The organism is Streptomyces herbicida, assembly GCF_032656585.1.
Lineage (GTDB): Bacteria > Actinomycetota > Actinomycetes > Streptomycetales > Streptomycetaceae > Streptomyces > Streptomyces herbicida.
This window is the reverse complement of record NZ_JAUYWJ010000001.1, coordinates 287,855-304,782: the sequence shown is the minus strand read 5'-3', so window position 1 is coordinate 304,782 and position 16,928 is coordinate 287,855. Positions and strand designations below refer to the sequence as shown.

General features: G+C 69.9%; 16 protein-coding genes. 8 read left to right on the top strand and 8 right to left on the bottom strand.

Translation table 11 applies throughout. The annotated features are described in order from the left end of the window. Positions 1–32: 32 nt before the first annotated feature. Together Q8A52_RS01350 and Q8A52_RS01345 are read right to left on the bottom strand one after the other, a co-directional pair. A complete protein-coding gene (locus tag Q8A52_RS01350) occupies positions 33–2,063 on the bottom strand; it encodes a thioredoxin domain-containing protein (RefSeq protein WP_316747843.1) in 2,031 nt (676 codons plus the stop codon). Between the two features lie 296 nt (positions 2,064–2,359). Further along, complete coding sequence (locus Q8A52_RS01345; RefSeq protein ID WP_316747841.1) at positions 2,360–2,704, bottom strand: recombinase family protein; 345 nt, start codon at positions 2,702–2,704, stop codon at positions 2,360–2,362. 156 nt (positions 2,705–2,860) lie between these two features. Between Q8A52_RS01345 and Q8A52_RS01340 the strand changes: the two genes are divergently transcribed. Next, a complete protein-coding gene (locus Q8A52_RS01340) occupies positions 2,861–6,061 on the top strand; it encodes a tetratricopeptide repeat protein (protein ID WP_316747838.1) in 3,201 nt (1,066 codons plus the stop codon). A gap of 42 nt (positions 6,062–6,103) precedes the next feature. On the opposite strand, the gene Q8A52_RS01335 is transcribed toward Q8A52_RS01340, so the two are convergent. Both Q8A52_RS01335 and mca read right to left on the bottom strand, forming a co-directional pair. Next, complete coding sequence (locus Q8A52_RS01335; RefSeq protein WP_316747837.1) at positions 6,104–6,337, bottom strand: hypothetical protein; 234 nt, start codon at positions 6,335–6,337, stop codon at positions 6,104–6,106. Position 6,338: 1 nt separating this feature from the next. After that, positions 6,339–7,220 carry a mycothiol conjugate amidase Mca gene (mca, locus tag Q8A52_RS01330; protein ID WP_316747836.1) on the bottom strand — a complete coding sequence of 294 codons (882 nt, stop codon included), beginning with the start codon at positions 7,218–7,220 and terminating at the stop codon, positions 6,339–6,341. A 147-nt stretch (positions 7,221–7,367) separates the two neighbouring features. On the opposite strand from mca, the gene Q8A52_RS01325 reads away from it, so the two are divergent. Both Q8A52_RS01325 and greA read left to right on the top strand, forming a co-directional pair. Further along, positions 7,368–7,766: a DUF4307 domain-containing protein gene (locus tag Q8A52_RS01325; RefSeq protein WP_316747835.1), complete on the top strand. Its 399-nt coding sequence runs from the start codon at positions 7,368–7,370 to the stop codon at positions 7,764–7,766. Positions 7,767–7,933: 167 nt separating this feature from the next. Beyond that, positions 7,934–8,434, top strand: a complete 501-nt coding sequence (gene greA / locus Q8A52_RS01320) for a transcription elongation factor GreA (RefSeq protein WP_316747832.1) — start codon at positions 7,934–7,936, stop codon at positions 8,432–8,434. Between the two features lie 57 nt (positions 8,435–8,491). On the opposite strand, the gene Q8A52_RS01315 is transcribed toward greA, so the two are convergent. The 3 genes from Q8A52_RS01315 to ilvA all read right to left on the bottom strand — a co-directional run bounded on the left by Q8A52_RS01315 (position 8,492) and on the right by ilvA (position 11,760). Next, positions 8,492–9,349 carry an ABC transporter permease gene (locus Q8A52_RS01315; protein ID WP_316747830.1) on the bottom strand — a complete coding sequence of 286 codons (858 nt, stop codon included), beginning with the start codon at positions 9,347–9,349 and terminating at the stop codon, positions 8,492–8,494. Beyond that, a complete protein-coding gene (locus Q8A52_RS01310; protein WP_316747828.1) occupies positions 9,346–10,356 on the bottom strand; it encodes an ATP-binding cassette domain-containing protein in 1,011 nt (336 codons plus the stop codon). Before Q8A52_RS01310 ends, Q8A52_RS01315 begins: the two co-directional genes overlap by 4 nt. A gap of 174 nt (positions 10,357–10,530) precedes the next feature. Then, a complete protein-coding gene (gene ilvA, locus Q8A52_RS01305) occupies positions 10,531–11,760 on the bottom strand; it encodes a threonine ammonia-lyase (RefSeq protein ID WP_316747825.1) in 1,230 nt (409 codons plus the stop codon). A gap of 161 nt (positions 11,761–11,921) precedes the next feature. On the opposite strand from ilvA, the gene Q8A52_RS01300 reads away from it, so the two are divergent. From Q8A52_RS01300 to Q8A52_RS01290, 3 genes are all read left to right on the top strand, one after another. Next, positions 11,922–12,428, top strand: a complete 507-nt coding sequence (locus Q8A52_RS01300) for a MarR family winged helix-turn-helix transcriptional regulator (RefSeq protein ID WP_316747823.1) — start codon at positions 11,922–11,924, stop codon at positions 12,426–12,428. Positions 12,429–12,537: 109 nt separating this feature from the next. Continuing rightward, complete coding sequence (locus Q8A52_RS01295) at positions 12,538–13,041, top strand: sigma factor-like helix-turn-helix DNA-binding protein (protein WP_316747821.1); 504 nt, start codon at positions 12,538–12,540, stop codon at positions 13,039–13,041. 25 nt (positions 13,042–13,066) lie between these two features. Then, positions 13,067–13,315: a hypothetical protein gene (locus tag Q8A52_RS01290; RefSeq protein WP_316747819.1), complete on the top strand. Its 249-nt coding sequence runs from the start codon at positions 13,067–13,069 to the stop codon at positions 13,313–13,315. 25 nt (positions 13,316–13,340) lie between these two features. Here the strand turns inward: Q8A52_RS01290 and Q8A52_RS01285 are convergent, their stop codons facing one another. Then, positions 13,341–14,495, bottom strand: coding sequence for a cystathionine gamma-synthase (locus Q8A52_RS01285; protein ID WP_316747816.1), 1,155 nt, complete (start codon positions 14,493–14,495; stop codon positions 13,341–13,343). A 175-nt stretch (positions 14,496–14,670) separates the two neighbouring features. Between Q8A52_RS01285 and Q8A52_RS01280 the strand changes: the two genes are divergently transcribed. Further along, positions 14,671–15,789 (top strand): hypothetical protein, encoded by a 1,119-nt coding sequence (locus tag Q8A52_RS01280; protein WP_316747814.1) that lies wholly within the window; start codon positions 14,671–14,673, stop codon positions 15,787–15,789. Between the two features lie 344 nt (positions 15,790–16,133). Then, a complete protein-coding gene (locus Q8A52_RS01275) occupies positions 16,134–16,892 on the top strand; it encodes a class I SAM-dependent methyltransferase (protein WP_316747812.1) in 759 nt (252 codons plus the stop codon). Positions 16,893–16,928 lie beyond the last annotated feature (36 nt).

The window sequence follows — 16,928 nt, the reverse complement described above, 5'->3', positions numbered from 1 at the left end:
GTCACGTTTACGACAGTTGGGCCTATGTCGTTTCAGCTGTTCAGCGCCGTGCGCAGCCGTTCCGGATCGGTCGTCGGGGCGTCGCAGGCGAAGTTACGGCAGACATAAGCGGCCGGCTCGCCGCCAATCAGCGGACGGTCGGCGAGGAGGGGGAACTCGTCGCTTTCCGGTGAACCGAACGCGACCACCGCACCGGGCGCGGTACCCAGGAGTGCGGTACGGTGCAGGGCCCTTGTCGCCCGGTCGTCGAGCGCGGGACCCACGACCGCGATCTCACGCGGGCCGTCGAGCAGTGCCTCGGCGACGGCGAGCCCCCAGCCGATGAACCGCGGCACGCGCGGCCCGAGCGCCTTCACCGCGCCCAACGCCCTTTCGGCCGCGGCGCGATGCGGCTCGGAACCCGTCTGGGCGGCGTAGCTCAGCAGGGCTCCCGCGGCGGCGGTCCAGCCGGAGGGGGTGGCGTTGTCGGTGGGGTCCTGCGGCCGGCGGATGAGCCGTTCGGCGTCGGCGGCGGTGTCGAACAGGGCGCCGCTGTCCGGGTCGGTGAAGCGGGTGAGCACATGGTCGAGGAGCAGTCCGGCGAACTCCAGCCACACGCCTTCCCCGGTCACGGATGCCAGCGCGAGGAAGCCCTCGGCGACGTCGGCGTAGTCCTCCAGCACACCGGAGTTGGCACCGATCCGGCCGTCCTTGCTGGTGCGGGCCAGGTGTGCGTGGTCGTCCAGGTGCAGCCGTACGAGGAGATCGGCGGCGCCGACCGCGGCCTCGACCAGGTCGGGGCGGTCGAAATAGGCGCCGGTCTCGGCGAGCGCCGCGACGGCCAGCCCGTTCCAGGCCGCCACGATCTTGTCGTCACGGCCGGGGGCCGGACGCTCGGCACGCGTGGCGAGCAGCCGCCCCCTGATGGACGCGATCCTCGCGGCGTCGAACACTCCCTCGTCCTGCCGGAGTTGCAGCACCGACTGCCCGTCCTCGAAGGTGCCCTCCTCCGTCACCCCGAAGTAGTGGGCGGCGAGTTCGGCGTCGTCCCCGAGGGCCTCGCGGAGCTGGTCGGGCGTCCAGGCGTAGTACGCGCCCTCGACGTGCCTGCCCGTGCCGTCGTCGCTGTCGGCGTCGAGCGCCGAGGCGAAACCGCCCTCGCTCGTGCGGAGTTCACGGACCATGAAGTCGGCGGTCTCCAGGGCGACACGGCGGGCGAGGTCGGAGCCGGTGGACCGCCACAGATGGGCGTACACGCGGCACAGGAGCGCGTTGTCGTAGAGCATCTTCTCGAAGTGCGGCACGACCCAGTCGCGGTCGACGGAGTACCGGGCGAAGCCGCCGCCGAGCTGGTCGTAGATGCCGCCGCGCGCCATGCGCTCACAGGTGTCCCGCGCCATCTGCAACGCGCCCTCGGAGCCGGTCCGCGCGTGGTGGCGCAGCAGGAACTCGACGACCATGGACGGTGGGAACTTCGGCGCGCCGCCGAATCCGCCGCGCTGCGGGTCGTACTCGCGGGTGAGCCCGAGGAGTGCCCGGGCGAGCTCCTCCTCGCCGGGGACCTGCGCGGTCTGGTAGTCGATCTCGCGTCCGGCCAGGTCCCGCACGATCTTCCCGGCGACCTCGGTGACCTCGTCGCGCCGCTCACTCCAGGCCTGCCGGACCCCTTCCAGCACCTGCCGGAAGGAGGGCATGCCGTGGCGGGGGGCGGGCGGGAAGTAGGTGCCGAAGTAGAAGGGTTCGGCGTCCGGCGTGAGAAACACGGTCATGGGCCAGCCGCCCTGCCCGGTCGCGGCCTGGACGGCCTCCATGTAGACGGCGTCGACGTCGGGGCGTTCCTCGCGGTCGACCTTGACGCTGACGAAGTGCTCATTCATGAAGGCGGCGGTGACATCGTCCTCGAAGCTTTCACTGGCGAGGACATGGCACCAGTGACAACTCGAATAGCCGACACTGAGCAGCACTGGTACCTCGCGCCGCCGTGCTTCCTCGAATGCCTCTTCCGACCAAGGCCACCAGTCGACCGGATTGTCAGCGTGCTGGAGCAGGTACGGGGACGTCTCATGAGCCAATCGGTTCGGCATACCCCCATCCTGCCCCACATGGTCCAGACCGTCGCAAGAAAGGCCGCCCATCAGCCGACCGCCGCGGTCGATGGGCTGTGATCCGGGAGACGCCACAGGGGCTCTACCCGCGAGTAGTCCCAGCGATGGCGCGGGCAGCCTTTCCACCGATGCGTTCATTGATCGTCTGCTCGACCAGCGTGGACTCTTCGGGATGCAGCGTGATCCTGTCCCCGAGCCAGCCGAACGGGCGCGGTCCTGCGAGTAGGGATCCCGGACGCCTCGCTGATCGACGTAGACACGGCCAGGCCGACTGGTCAGCGCGGCGAAGAATCGGGCGAGATCCTCAGGGCGCCGATACAGGCGGTCGTCGCGACGCAGACGACCCCGTCGAGCGCCCGCCCGTCCGCCACATCGCCACGCTTCAGGTCGCCGAGGAGACGGTCGAACCCAGGTCTCGCCACTCCCGGCTTCGATGCGGTGCATCCGTTGTCGGTGTACACGGCGACCACCTGACAGCCGTGCTCATGAGCGATTCGTTCATTGATCCGCAACTGATGACGGACCCCGTGCCCGTCCCGCTGGCGGAAATCCTCCGACGTACGGGCATAGGACGTCACGCGATTCAGCCCAGGCCCACAGTGCGCCACAAGATCGTCCACAAGACCCCCGTTCGACAACCAGAGCGACTCCAACAAGAACGATCGAGTGGACTCAGGGTCACGGAAGTGGAGTCAGTGATCGTCGCCCCCTCGCGCTCCCGCCTCCCCCGAAGGACACTCGTAGTCAAAGGAGTTGCCGCCGGAGGGGGACGTGACATGCGGGACAGCCATCGGGCGGAGGCCGAGCGGCTGGTGGTCCGGGCCGTGGAGGAGGAGGTACGGCGCTCGGGCGGGCGCGTGGACGGACAGGTACTGCTGTCACGGGCGCGCGGCGCACTGGACGCCATGGCCCAGACCGCGGCGGAGGAGTACGAGGCCTATACACGCCGCCTGGACGAGGCCGATGCGGGACGGCAGACCTTCGGACAGCGCTACGCACGCGAAGGTGCCGGAACTCCCCTGCTGATAGCGGCCGTTGCCGCGGTCGCCGCCACCGTGGCCGACCTCTCCCTCGGCACCGGCGCGGGCACTGCGGTGGGCGCGGGCGTGGCCGTGGGCGTCGTGGGCGCGGCCGCCACCGTCGTGAAGGTGGCGGGCTCCCATCTGCCCGCCGCCCACCACCGCGCCGGAGCCGTCGGACAGCCGGGCGGCCCCGAGCAGTTGCGCCTGCAGTGGCTGACGGCACTGGAGGTGCGCGGCATCCGCCCGTTCCTCGACCAGCAGCGGGTGCTCAGCGCCTCCACCGGCCCGAAGAAGACCGGCCCTCGGCTGCGCGGCTCGGACAAGAGCGCGGCGGCTCGCAGGCGTACGGTGCTGGAGCAGTCGTTCGGCCAACTTCCGGAGCCGCAAGGGCCGTTCGCGGGGCGGCGGCAGGAGCTGGCCCGGATCCGGCAGTGGGTGCAGGCGGCCAGGGCGGCCACGGAGACCCGGCCGACCGTGGTCGTACTGCACGGGACGCCCGGCTCCGGCCGCACCACGCTCGCCGTCCGCGCCACACACGACCTCAAGGACCACTTCCGCGGCGCCGTCGTCGTCGATCTGCGCGGTGACAGCCGGGACGAACCGCCGCTGCCCACCCGCGACGCCCTGCTGCATCTGCTCAACCGGTTCGGCGCGCCCCGCGAACAGCTCCTGTTCCGCGAGCGCTCCTCCCCGGACCAGCAGGTCAAGCGACTGAGCGAGCTGTACCACCAGCATCTGACGGGCCTTCCGGTGACGATCGTGCTGGACGACGCCTCGGACCCCGAGCAGGTGTGCACGCTCGTCCCCGAGCGCTCCGACAGCCTGGTCCTGGTCACCGCCCGGGAAGCTCTCGACCTGCCCGCGGACCTTTCGGCCTGGGTGCACCACCTCCCGGTCGAGTCGCTGGACGCGGCCGGCTCCGAGGAACTGCTGGGTGCGGCCGCGCAGGAGATGTCCGGGCCCTACGACGCCGAATCGGCCGACCGGATCAGGGAGTTGTGCGGCGGGCTGCCGCTGGCGCTGCGCATCGCCGGCTCGGCCCTGGGCCCGCGCTCACCGCGCCGGCTGGCCACGGACCTGGCGGCGTACGGACCGGTGGAACCGGTCGAGCGCGCGCTGTGGCTGCGCTACAGCGACCAGTCCGAGTCCGGGCGCCGGCTGCTGAGAAGACTCGCCATCGCCGGCCGCGCCTCGCTCGGCGCGGCGGCGGCCGCCGCCCTGCTCGCCACGGACGAGGCGGAGGCGACCCGCCATCTGGTGGCGCTCGCGCAGGCGGGGCTGATCGACCATGTCCGCGGCAGCCGCTACCGGTTGCACGATCTGGTCCGCGCCTTCGCCCAGGCCCGTCTCCTGGACGAGGAGGAGCCTGCCGAGCGTACGGCCGCGCAGGAGCGCCTGATCGTGAACTACGCGGAACTCGCCGACTCCGTGCTGCGTCTGGTCGACGGCAATGTGTCCACCCGCTCGGACCGCTTCAGCCCGCACGGCTTCACCTCCCTCGACGAGGCGCTGCGCTGGCTGGACGACGAGTCGAGCTTCATCACGGCGGCCCTGCGCCACGCGGAGGGCGTGAACCAGGCGGCCGTACTGAACCTGCTCGGCGCGCTGTGCGACTACTGCCTGCTGCGCGGCGACCTCTACCGCCTCGGCGAGATCAGCGAACTGGCACAGGCCGTCGACCAGGGCCTGCTGGTGCGCTCGGTGCAGTGGCGCACCGGCATCGCGGCCCGCCAGCTGGGCGAGCTGGACAAGGCCCGTACCACCCTGACCTCCGTCGTCGATCTCTACATGGAGGCGCATCACGACGCGGGCGCCGCCCGTGCCCTGTGCTCGCTCGGCATCACGCTGCACCACCAGGGCAATCTCACGGAGGCGGCGGCGAAGCTGCAGGAGGCCCTGGATCTGCAGGCGGCGCCCGAACTGGCGACGGACCGCGCCTGGACGATGCACGCGCTGGCCGCGGTCCAGCGCGACCGCGGCCGGCTGCCGGAGGCGCTGGACCTGCTCGGCAGGTCCCTGGTCCTGCACCGCGAGGGCGGATCCGTGCACGGCGAGGCGTGGGCCCACTTCCAGCTGGGCCAGCTGGGGCTGCGGACGGGGGACGTGCCGCGTGCGGAGGAAGAGCTGCGGGCAGCCCTGGAACGCTACGGCCGTACCCGCGACGCCCGCGGCGAGGCCTGGGCGCTGACCCAGCTGGCCCGTGCCCGGCTGGTGGCCGGCGACCCGTCCCCGGCGGTGGACGGACTGCGTGGGGCGGCCGCCCGGCACCGCGACAACGAGGACGTGCGCGGCGAGGCCTGGACGGTCTACTACCTGGGCCAGGCGCTGGAGGAGACGGGCGACCTGGATCTGTCGGTCCGCGAGCTGGAACGTTCCCGCACGATGTTCTCCCGTATGCGCGACGTCTACGGCCTGGCCTGCGCCCGCCACCACTCGGCCCGGGTGACCCGGGACCAGCGCGCCGCGCAGACGGGCTCGCTGCGGAACTCGGGTTTCGCCAGGCAGCTGCTCGTCGACGCCCGCGCCGACTTCCAGCGCATCGGCGTGGCCCACGGCGAGGCCTGGACCTGCCTGGAGCTGGCGGTCGTGGACGCGGGCAACGCCCGCACCCAGCAGGCCCTCGCCCTGTGCGACGAGGCGATCGGCCTGTTCACCGGGTACGGCGACCGCCGCGGCGAGGACTGGGCCCGCTTCCTGCGCTGCACCATGCTCCCCTACGCCGCGCCCGGCGGCGTGGAGGTCGGCACGGCCGTCGCCCAGGAGGAGCTGGCCCAGCTCTCCCGCACCGCGCACCGGGCCCGCGACAGGAAGCTGGACGAGTACACCGCGGCGTACGCGCTGCTGCTGGAGCGCGGCGTGAACCTCGAGGCGGGCTGGCAGGCGTGGCGGCTCGGCATGGTGCCGGACCGGCACGCCCGGGAGGTCATGGGGGTCCCGGTGCCGGCCAGGCAGTGACACCGGTCGGCCCTGCGCCTTGGGTCGGCCCCGCGCCCTGGGTCAGCCCCGCTGCGCCTTCGGGTCGGCCACGGAGGTCCCGGACTCCGCCTTCGGGTCCGGGGCCTCCTTGAAGTCGACCTTCCCCATGTGCTTGTTCATGGACTTCATCAGGCCCCACACGGCCAGGGCCATCACCGCGAAGACGATGAAGCCGAGGACGCCGGGGGTGACCTTGTTCTCGTCGACCTCCTTGGCCAGGGGGACGAGGTGCGTCAGTGCCAGGCTCGCGCTCATGTCAGGCATTGTCGCGGATGCCCGCAAAGAGGTCGGCCTCGGGGAGGGAGGTATCGACGAGAGACTTCGCGAGCTCGTACTCCTCGGTCGGCCAGACCTCCTTCTGGAGCTCCAGCGGAACCCGGAACCAGCCGCCGTCGGGGTCGATCTGCGTGGCGTGGGCGATCAGCGCCTTGTCGCGGATCTCGAAGAAGTCGGCGCAGGGCACGTGCGTGGTGAGCGTGCGCTCCTTGCGCTCGAACTCCTTCCAGCGCTTGAGCCACTCCCCGTAGGGCGACTCCAGGCCGTGGTCGAGCATCGCCTTGTGCAGCGCCTCGGTGCGGGGGCGGTTGAAGCCCTGGTTGTAGTAGAGCTTGAGCGGCTGGTAGGCGGGGCCGTACTCGGACTCCGGGTACTTCTCGGTGTCCGCCGCGCCCTCGAACGCCACCATGGAGATCTTGTGGGTCATGATGTGGTCGGGGTGCGGGTAGCCGCCGTTCTCGTCGTAGGTGGTGACCACCTGGGGACGGAACGAGCGGATCTGCTTGACCAGCTCGCCGGCCGCCTTGTCGACGTCCTCCAGGGCGAAGCAGCCCTCGGGCAGCGGGGGCAGCGGGTCTCCCTCGGGCAGGCCGGAGTCCACGAAGCCGAGCCACTCCTGCCCGACGCCGAGGATCTCGCGGGCCTCGTCCATCTCCTTCTTGCGTACCTCGTGGATGTGCTCCTCGATGTACTTGTCGCCCTGCAGCTTGGGATTGAGGATGGAGCCGCGCTCCCCGCCCGTGCAGGTCACCACCAGCACGTCCACCCCCTCGGACACGTACTTCGCCATGGTGGCCGCGCCCTTGCTCGACTCGTCGTCGGGGTGCGCATGAACGGCCATCAGTCGCAACTGATCAGTCAAGACTCAATCCTCAGTAAGTCGGCGCCCGGGTGTCTTCGGGTGCGATCGGCGCTTCTATAGTGACCGAATCGGGGGGCGAATAATTCCGGGGTCCGGCCTCGGAGTCCCTTTTCGGGGCGTATGTCCCGACCTGCCGAGAGGACGATCATGAGTACGGCGAGCACGCGGCTGCCCGAGGGCCGCTACGGCCGTTCCTCGGACGAGCGCTCCGACCGCCGACTCAAGATCACCGGGATCGCGCTCGGCGCGGTCCTGCTGGCACTGGTCGGCTATTTCGCCTACCACTACGTCGCAAAGAACGAGATCAGCGCGCAGGTGATCGCCTTCAAGGCTTCGGACAGTGCGGTCGAGGTGCATCTGGAGGTCCACAAGGACGCCGGCGTCGACGGCTACTGCACACTGCGCTCCCAGAGCGCGGACGGCACGGAGGTCGGCCGGGCGGACTTCCGCTTCACCGGTTCGGCCACACGCATCGACAAGGTCGTGACGCTCCGTACAACGGCCCGGGGCACGACGGCCGAGCTGCTCGGCTGCCACGCCGGCTGACATCGCCCCGGCGCGTCCGCGCTGACCTGCGTTGATGTAATTCTGATGGCTTATGTCCTCCCCCTTCAGCCGTTGAATTGTTAGGCTCGTGGTTTCGCCCATCCGTGAAGGAACATTCTTCTGGGTAGGGCGATGCTTTGTATTCCCAGTACCTACGAGGAGCACCTGTGACCCAGACCAGCGAGAACGTCACCTGGCTGACCCAGGAGGCGTACAGCCAGCTCAAGGCCGAGCTGGAGTACCTGTCTGGTCCTGCGCGCACGGAGATCGCCGCCAAGATCGCGGCCGCGCGCGAGGAGGGCGACCTGCGCGAGAACGGCGGGTACCACGCGGCCAAGGAGGAGCAGGGCAAGCAGGAGCTCCGTGTGCGCCAGCTGACCCAGCTTCTGGAGAACGCCAAGGTCGGCGAGGCTCCGACCTCCGCGGACGGTGCCGTGGCGCCCGGCATGGTCGTGACGATCGCCTTCGACGGCGACGAGGACGACACGATGACGTTCCTGCTCGCGTCGCGCGAGTACGCGAGCGCCGATGTCGAGACGTACTCGCCGCAGTCCCCGCTGGGTTCCGGCGTGATCGGCCACAAGGTCGGCGAGGACGCGGAGTACGAACTGCCGAACGGCAAGAAGGCCTCGGTGCGGATCCTCAAGGCCGAGCCCTACTCGGGCTGATCCCGGCTGCCGGTTTCCCGGCGAGCCCCCGGCGTCCGCGAGACGCCGGGGGCCTCGTCATGCGGTGGCCGAGCGGTACTTCCGGACTGCCAGCGTGCGGAAGACGACGACGATCAGGATCGAGTAGATCAGCGAGGCCCAGACCGGGTGCTGCATGGGCCAGGCGTCCGAGTGGGACTGGCCGGGGTTGGCGAACAGCACACGGCACGCCTGGACCGTGGCGCTGAACGGGTTCCACTCCGCGACGTGGCGCAGCCACGGGGTCATATTGCTGGTGTCCACGAACGCGTTGGATATGAAGGTCACCGGGAAGAGCCAGATCAGCCCGCCGGAGGTGGCCGCCTCCGGGGTGCGGACGGTCAGACCGATCAGTGCGCCGATCCAGGTGAACGCGTATCCGAGCAGGAGCAGCAGGCCGAAGGCACCGAAGATCCTCGCGGCATTGGTGTCCCCGAACGTGCTCGTGCGCCAGCCGACCAGCAGGGCGACGACGGCGAGGACGAGCAGGGTCAGCGCCGTCTGGACCAGGTCGGCGAGCGTGCGCCCGGTCAGCACCGCGCCGCGTGCCATGGGCAGGGAGCGGAAACGGTCGATGAGGCCCTTGTGCATGTCGTCGGCGATGCCGGCACCGGAGCTGGCGGTGGCGAACGTGACGGTCTGCGCGAAGATGCCCGCCATCAGGAAGTTCTTGTAGTCGACCGCGTTGGTGCTGGTGCCGATCTTCATGGATCCGCCGAACACATAGGTGAACAGCACCACGAACATGATCGGCTGTATGAGCCCGAAGATGACCATCTCCGGGATCCTGGACATACGGATCAGATTGCGCTGGGCGACGATCAGCGAGTCGCGGAGGGACCGGCTGAACGGGTTGCGGGGGGCCGCGACCGGCGTCGCGTCGGTTACGGCACTCACTTCGCGGTCTCCTTGTTCTTCTTCCGGTCACCGGTCTTCTTCGAGGCACCGTTGCCCTCGTCGTTCTCCTCCGCCACATGTCCCGTCAGGGACAGGAAGACGTCGTCGAGGGTGGGGCGGCGCAGTCCGATGTCGTCTATCTCGATGCCGCGCGTGTCCAGTTCCCGGATGACCTCGGCGAGCAGCTTGGCACCGCCGGTGACGGGGACGGTCAGCTTGCGCGTGTGCTCCTCGACCGTGGTGTCGCCCTTGCCGAAGCCGCTCAGCACCTCGGCGGCGGTCGGGATGTCCTCGCGGTCGTGCACGACGACCTCGACGCGCTCGCCGCCGGTGCGGGCCTTGAGCTGGTCGGAGGTGCCCTGGGCGATGACACGGCCGTGGTCGACGACGGCAATGTCGTGGGCCAGGTGGTCGGCCTCTTCCAGGTACTGCGTGGTGAGCAGCAGGGTCGTACCGCCGGAGACCAGCTGCTTGATGACGTCCCACAGTTGCTGGCGGTTGCGCGGGTCGAGGCCCGTCGTCGGCTCGTCCATGAACATCACGGGCGGCGACACCACGAGTGCGGCCGCGAGGTCGAGCCGGCGGCGCATGCCTCCGGAGTAGGTCTTGGTGGGGCGGTCGGCGGCGTCCGTGAGGTTGAACTGCTCCAGCAGCTCCACCGCGCGGGCCTTCGCCGCCTTCGCGCCCATCTGGTAGAGCCGGCCGACCATCTGCAGGTTCTCGCGGCCGGTGAGGTATTCGTCGACCGCCGCGAACTGACCGGACAGGCCTATGGAGCGGCGGACGGTGTCGGGGTGCTTGAGGACGTCCACGCCCGCGACCACGGCCTTGCCGCTGTCGGGGCGGAGCAGGGTCGTCAGGCATCGGACGGTCGTCGTCTTGCCGGCGCCGTTCGGCCCGAGCAGGCCGAGGACCGTGCCCTCGGGGACATCGAGGTCGACGCCGTCCAGTGCCCTTACGTCGCCGAAGGTTTTCACCAGGCCTTCGGCGTAGATGGCGCCTGGCATATGAATCTCCACGTCTTTGGGGATGGGGCGAAAAGGCTGGGGGTGGCTGCGCAACAGACCATAACGCGATGTATCGCGTCACTCAATGGAATTTTCTCGTCATGGCCCGAACGAGTGACGGGCTCGACGTTGCCCGAGCAAGGTGACGGAAAAGTGTCGGCGAGGTCTCCGACCTCAATCGATGACCGTGTATCCCGCCTCGCGCAGGGCCTGGCCGACCTCGGCGCAGTGCGCCGGGCCCTTTGTCTCCAGGTGCAGCTCCACCTCCGCCTCGGTGAGCCCGAGCCGTGGATCGGTCCGTACATGGCTCACGTCGAGGACGTTAGCGTCCACCACTGACAACACCCCGAGAAGCGTGGCGAGGGCGCCCGGCCGGTCCGTCAGCCGCAGCCGGACGGCCAGGTAGCGGCCCTGCGCGGCCATGCCGTGGCGAAGCACCCGCTGGAGCAGCACCGGATCGACGTTCCCGCCGGAGAGCACCGCGACCACGGGCCCGGGGAAGCCTCCGGGTTCGGCCAGCAGCGCCGCGACCGGACTCGCGCCGGCCGGTTCGACGACCAGCTTGGCCCGCTCCAGGCACAGCAGCAGCGCGGCCGACAGCTGGTCCTCGGTGACCGTGCGGACCTCGTCCACCAGGTCGGCGATGATCCCGAACGGCACGTCGCCCGGACACCCCACCTTGATGCCGTCGGCCATCGTCGCCGGGTTCTCGATCACCACCGGCCGCCCCGCCGCGAGCGAGGGCGGGTACGCGGCCGCGCCCGCCGCCTGCACGCCGACGATCCGCACGTCCGGCCGCAGCGTCTTCACCGCGACCGCGATACCGGCCGCGAGCCCGCCGCCACCGATACCGACGACGATCGTGCCCACCTCCGGGCACTGCTCCAGGATCTCCAGGCCGACCGTGCCCTGCCCCGCGATGATGTCGGGATGGTCGAAGGGATGGATGAAGACGGCGCCCGTCTCCTCCGCGTACTCCCGTGCCGCGGCCAGCGTCTCGTCGACCACCTGACCGTGCAGCCGCACCTCGGCGCCGTAGTCCCCGGTCGCGCTGATCTTCGGCAGCGGGGCGCTCCGCGGCATGAACACGGTGGCGTGCACGCCGAGCAGCGCGGAGGCCAGCGCCACGCCCTGCGCATGGTTCCCGGCGCTCGCGGCGACAACACCGGCGGCGCGCTCCTCGGGCAGCAGGCCGGCGATACGGACGTAGGCGCCCCTCAACTTGAAGGACCCCGTCCGCTGGAGGTTCTCGCACTTGAGGTGGACCGGCGCGCCCACCAGCTGCGACAGATGCCTGCTGCCCTCCATCGCGGTCACCCGCGCCACACCCGTGAGCATCTTCTGGGCGCCGCGCACGTCGTCGAGGGTGACGGGCCGCAAGGAGTCAGCCGTGCTGTAGCTCATGACACAAGTCTCGCAGTTCACAGTCGCGCACAGCTGGTGTGACCAAGCTCCGAGACCGGATTGCGCAGCCCTGGTACGGCCCGCCCCCCGGCCGCGTACCCTGTCCCCCAACCCAGCACTCTTCATGAAGCGAGCCCCCGGCCATGCCCACAACACCTGAAATGTCGATGGACATGACGACCGTCGGTGACACCGGTCTCCTCGACACGCTGCAGCACGAGGTGGCGGTCTTCGCCCGCCGTGCCGAACAGACCCGGCTCGGTGGCGTCGGACAGGTGCGCAACTCCATGGACCGCGCCGCGTACCTGCTGCTGAACCGCCTCGACAAGGAAGGACCGATGGGCGTCAAGGCGCTCGCCGCGAGCATGGGGATCGACTCGTCGACCGTCACCCGGCAGGTGGCCCCCCTGGTCGACACCGGGCTCGTCAAGCGCACCTCGCACCCCGAGGACGGGCGGGCGGTGGTGCTCCAGCTGTCCCCGCGCGGGCTGTCCCGGCTGGAGGAAGTTCGTTCGTCCAGGCGTCAGTTGATGGCCGAGCTGACACACGACTGGGCGCCGGAGGAGCGCGAGGCGTTCTGCACGCTCCTCACGCGCTTCAACACCGCCCTCTCCACGCGGATGGCCGTCCCGGGCGTGCCCGCACCGGAGACTCCGCCGGCCTCCTGAGCGCCGGGCTCTTGACCCCGGGCCGCCGCTGGCCTCATATGAGACCGGGTCCTGGTCGTACACGGTTCCGCATTCCGTACCGGCAGGGCCCCCTCAGGCGGGAGGCGCGGTGCGAGAACGGCAGGCGTCCCAAAGCGCCCGCCGGGCCCGGGAGTTCGAAGCATTCGTCGCGGGCGCGGCAGGGCGGCTGCTGCATGCCGCCACGCTGCTGACCGCGGAGGCGCCGGACGGCAACCCGCGCGCGCGGCGGCTGCTCACCCTGGCCCTCGCGCACACGTACGCGTGCTGGGACCGGCTGCGCGGCGAGGACCCGTACGACCGCGCCCGCCAGTACCTCGCCACGCGCTTCGCACGCGGGGCCTGGCACCAGTACGGCGGGCTCGGCCGCGGCCGCCCGCATCCCAGAAGCGCACTGGCCGTCCTCAGCCCCCAGGAACGCCTGATCCTCGTCCTGCGGCTGTACGAGGGGGTTGCCGAGGAGCAGGTGGCGGCGCTGCTCGGACTCCCGCCGGAACGGGTCCATGCGATCTGCGACCGGGCGACGGCCACTCTGCTGCATCCGCGCCGGGGGCAGCCACCGGCCGTGATGGGCGCGAAGGTGGCACCGTCGTGAGGCGGCGGGACGACGGGAGGCACAGGTGAACCGGCCAGAGCGCGAAGCCGCCGCGCGGCGGATCATGGAGCAGGTGCCGCCCCCGGTGCCGCCGGAGCTGTACGCGGAGGTCGTGCGGCGCGGGAGCCGCATGCTGCGCCGCAGGACCGTGGCCCGGCGTCTCATGTGGCTGATGCTGTTCGCCGCGGCCGTGGCCTTCACCGTGTGGGCCGTGACGGCCCGGCCCTGGGTGGAGCCGCCCTCCCAGACGACTCCACCGATCACCGGCTGGTGAACCGGCGCCGCTGCTGGGACAGGCCCTAGCCCAGCGCCCGCTGCAGGTCCTCGAGCAGGTCGTCGACGTTCTCGATGCCCACGGAGAGGCGGACGAGGTCGGCCGGGACCTCCAGGGCCGAACCGGCCACGGACGCGTGCGTCATGCGGCCGGGGTGCTCGATGAGGGACTCGACGCCGCCGAGGGACTCCCCGAGGGTGAAGACCTTGGCGCGGTTGCACACCTCGACGGCCGCCTGCTCGCCACCCTCGACCTGGAAGGAGACCATGCCGCCGAACGCCTTCATCTGCTTGGCGGCGATCTCGTGACCGGGGTGCTCCGGCATGCCGGGGTACAGGACCCGCGTCACGCGCGCGTGCCGGCTCAGCATGTCGGCGATCTTCGTGGCGTTCTGGCTGTGCCGGTCCATGCGCACCGCGAGCGTCTTCGTGCCGCGCAGCACCAGCCAGGAGTCGAAGGGCCCGGCGACCGCGCCCATCGCGTTCTGGTGGTACGCCAGTTCCTCGCCCAGCGCCTGGTCGGACACGATCAGCGCACCGCCGACCACGTCCGAGTGGCCGCCCATGTACTTGGTGAGCGAGTGCACGACGACGTCCGCGCCGAGCGAGAGCGGCTGCTGGAGGTAGGGCGTGGCGAAGGTGTTGTCGACGACGAGCTTCGCCCCCGCGTCATGGGCGATCTGAGCGACGGCAGCGATGTCGGTGATGCCGAGCAGCGGGTTGGAGGGCGTCTCCACCCACACGGCCTTGGTCTTCGGGGTGATGGCGGCCCGTACGGCTGCCGGATCGCTGGTGTCGGCGACGGACCATTCCACGCCCCACCGGGACACGACCTTCGCGAAGAGGCGGAACGTTCCCCCGTACGCGTCGTTCGGGATGACCACGTGGTCGCCGGGGCTGAGCAGCGTACGCAACAGGGTGTCCTCGGCCGCCAGACCGGACGCGAACGCGAGGCCGCGACGGCCGCCCTCCAGCGCGGCGAGGTTCTCTTCCAGGGCGGTCCTGGTCGGGTTGGCGCTACGGCTGTACTCGTAGCCACCGCGCAGGCCGCCGACGCCGTCCTGCTTGTAGGTCGAGACCTGGTAGATCGGCGGGACGACCGCGCCGGTGAGGGGATCGGCGGTGTTGCCCGCGTGGATCGCGAGGGTCTCGAAGTGCTGACTGATGTGCCTGTCGCTCATGTGCACCGAGGGTAGTGCGCCCGCGGCACTGCTGCCGGACAGCGGGTCGCACACGGCTGGAAGCAAGGGTTTTCCCCATACGCGACGGTGCATGCGGCGGCCCGGCCGGACGGTTTTCCACAGGCGGAGCCGGACGGGTTGGCCAATTGTCGGCGGCGTCTGGTTCGCTTGAGCCATGGAGATTCTCTGGGTCCTGATGGCGCTGCTCATGCTGAGCTTCGCACTGCTCCCGGTCCTGCGGCGCAGGCGCGGGATGATCGAGCGTGTCCACCCGGACCACCCGGACGCCGCGGACCCGGCGACCTACGGCTTCGCACGCGAGGAGGAGCTGGACATCCGGATGCCCGGCCCCGACCAGGACCTGCTCGACGTCCTGGACCTGGTGCAACGCACCCAGGACTACCGGGCCGCCGCGCAGCTGCTGGCCGGCACCGAGACGGAGGGCGAGCTGCGCTGGCAGCGGGTGCAGGCCTTCGCGGGCGCGGCGGCGCTGGAGCTGCAGCAGCGGCCCGGCGGGGTCCATGAGACTCCGGGCGGGCAGTGGCTGCGGGTGTGGCGGGCCGAGCAGCCCAAGGACGCGGGCGGCGCGGCCGTGCACGCGGAGTTCCTGGTACAGCAGGCGTGGCGCACCTCGACCCCGGGCACGGACGAATTCCGGATCATCATGGAGGAGGCCAGGGACGCGTGCGGACAGGCCGCGCTGCTGGCTCCCGGCGACCCGGTTCCGCACATCGTCGAACTGGCGGTGGCACGCGGACTGGCGTACCCACAGCCGGAGTTCGAGAAGCTGTGGCTGAAGATCCTGGACCGGGACCCGGCCCACATGGGCGCCCATCTCGCGGCCCTGCACTACTGGTGCGAGAAGTGGCACGGCTCGCGCGAGCTGGCGTACTCCTTCGCGGAGGCGGCCGCGGCGCGCGCACCCCAGGGCTCCCTGCTCGCCGCGATGCCGCTCTTCGCGGTCTTCGAGCACCTCCCCGAGGTGAACCTGGTCAGCAGCTTCTACCAGAGCGAGGTCGTGACCAAGGCCATCCACGGCGCGCTCCACGCGGTGCACGCCGCCCGCCCCGACGACCCGATGACGGCGCACGTCCGCCATCTGCTGGTCTTCTTCCTGGTCCGCGCCGAGCGCTGGGCAGAGGCCATGAACCAGCTGATACACGTCGACGGCCATGTGGGCGCCCTCCCCTGGTCCCTCTCCCCCGACCCGGCCGCGGAGTTCGCCGTCTACCGCGCCCTGGCGGTGGCGGGCTACGAGGCGAACGGGGGCAGCCCGGCAACACTGCTCAGCTGACGCCCTTACACGCTTCAAGGCTCGCATGACGCGCAGCGGCAAAATCCATCTCCCCATGGCACATGAATGACCTTTGCGCCGACCGCTGCGGCGATTCCCTGCGTGCCGTCGCTACTGCCAGCGTCTGCGATGATAATTTCATCGCAGAATGAAGAGGCATGCGGCGGTTATTTAGTACTTTCTCGCCTCCTGGGGCGGCGACACACCGCGTGCACGGTTCACGGTCGAGTGTGGGGCTCCAATTACTGTAGTCAGGCCGCCCGGATCACAAGACACCAGTTCCCTTGGAACTCGAGCTGGACCGGACGATGCAACTGACCGTCGTCTCGAGGTGAAACCGGCCCATGCCGACCACAACGGAGCTACTTACACGACTGGGACCGTCGGAGGAACGGTGGCGGCCGGCGGAACCGCTTCCCGTTGACAGTACCGACACTTCGCAGTACTTCTCCCACCCTCGCCCTGAGATCGTCCAAGTCGTCCCGGAGAGCGCCCGCAACGTGCTCGAGCTCGGCTGCGCCGCCGGCGCCATGGGATCAGCCATCAAACAACGCCAGAACTGCAACTACATCGGCATCGAGATGAACTCCGACGCGGCAGCCGTGGCCGCCCGCTCGTTGGACGCTGTGCTGGTCGGGGACGTCGAAACCGGCCCGCTCCCCTTGCCTGACCAGTCGGTGGACTGCATCGTCTGCGCCGACGTCCTCGAGCACCTCGCCGATCCCTGGCGGATGCTGCGGGAGCTCAGGCGCATCATCCAGCCTGGCGGCACCATTGTGGTCAGCGTACCCAACATTCAGAACGTGGACATTGTTCAGGCTCTGGTCAATGGCCGGTGGGATTACCTCGACGCGGGCATTCTGGACCGCACCCACTTGCGCTTCTTCACCCGGTCGACAATCGAAGAAGCCCTCATCCGTGCCGACTTCACAATTGCCAGTTGCGGATTCACTATGCTCTCCCAGCACGCACCGATGGTCGATTTCACCAATCCGGCCAACAAAAGAATCAAGCTCGGGAGGCTCACCTTCGAAGACCTGAATCAGGCCGAACTGATGGGCCTGGCCGCCTATCAATGGATCTTCAGCGCTCACCCGAGTTGACAATGCCTGCTCAACGCCAAAGATTGAAGGAGAGGT

Coding starts and splice junctions, on each gene's coding strand:
- Q8A52_RS01350 (WP_316747843.1), bottom strand. CDS start 2,063: ATGCCGAACCGATTGGCTCATGAGACGTCCCCGTACCTGCTCCAGCAC.
- Q8A52_RS01340 (WP_316747838.1), top strand. CDS start 2,861: ATGCGGGACAGCCATCGGGCGGAGGCCGAGCGGCTGGTGGTCCGGGCC.
- Q8A52_RS01335 (WP_316747837.1), bottom strand. CDS start 6,337: ATGAGCGCGAGCCTGGCACTGACGCACCTCGTCCCCCTGGCCAAGGAG.
- Q8A52_RS01325 (WP_316747835.1), top strand. CDS start 7,368: ATGAGTACGGCGAGCACGCGGCTGCCCGAGGGCCGCTACGGCCGTTCC.
- Q8A52_RS01310 (WP_316747828.1), bottom strand. CDS start 10,356: ATGCCAGGCGCCATCTACGCCGAAGGCCTGGTGAAAACCTTCGGCGAC.
- ilvA (WP_316747825.1), bottom strand. CDS start 11,760: ATGAGCTACAGCACGGCTGACTCCTTGCGGCCCGTCACCCTCGACGAC.
- Q8A52_RS01300 (WP_316747823.1), top strand. CDS start 11,922: ATGTCGATGGACATGACGACCGTCGGTGACACCGGTCTCCTCGACACG.
- Q8A52_RS01285 (WP_316747816.1), bottom strand. CDS start 14,495: ATGAGCGACAGGCACATCAGTCAGCACTTCGAGACCCTCGCGATCCAC.
- Q8A52_RS01280 (WP_316747814.1), top strand. CDS start 14,671: ATGGAGATTCTCTGGGTCCTGATGGCGCTGCTCATGCTGAGCTTCGCA.
- Q8A52_RS01275 (WP_316747812.1), top strand. CDS start 16,134: ATGCCGACCACAACGGAGCTACTTACACGACTGGGACCGTCGGAGGAA.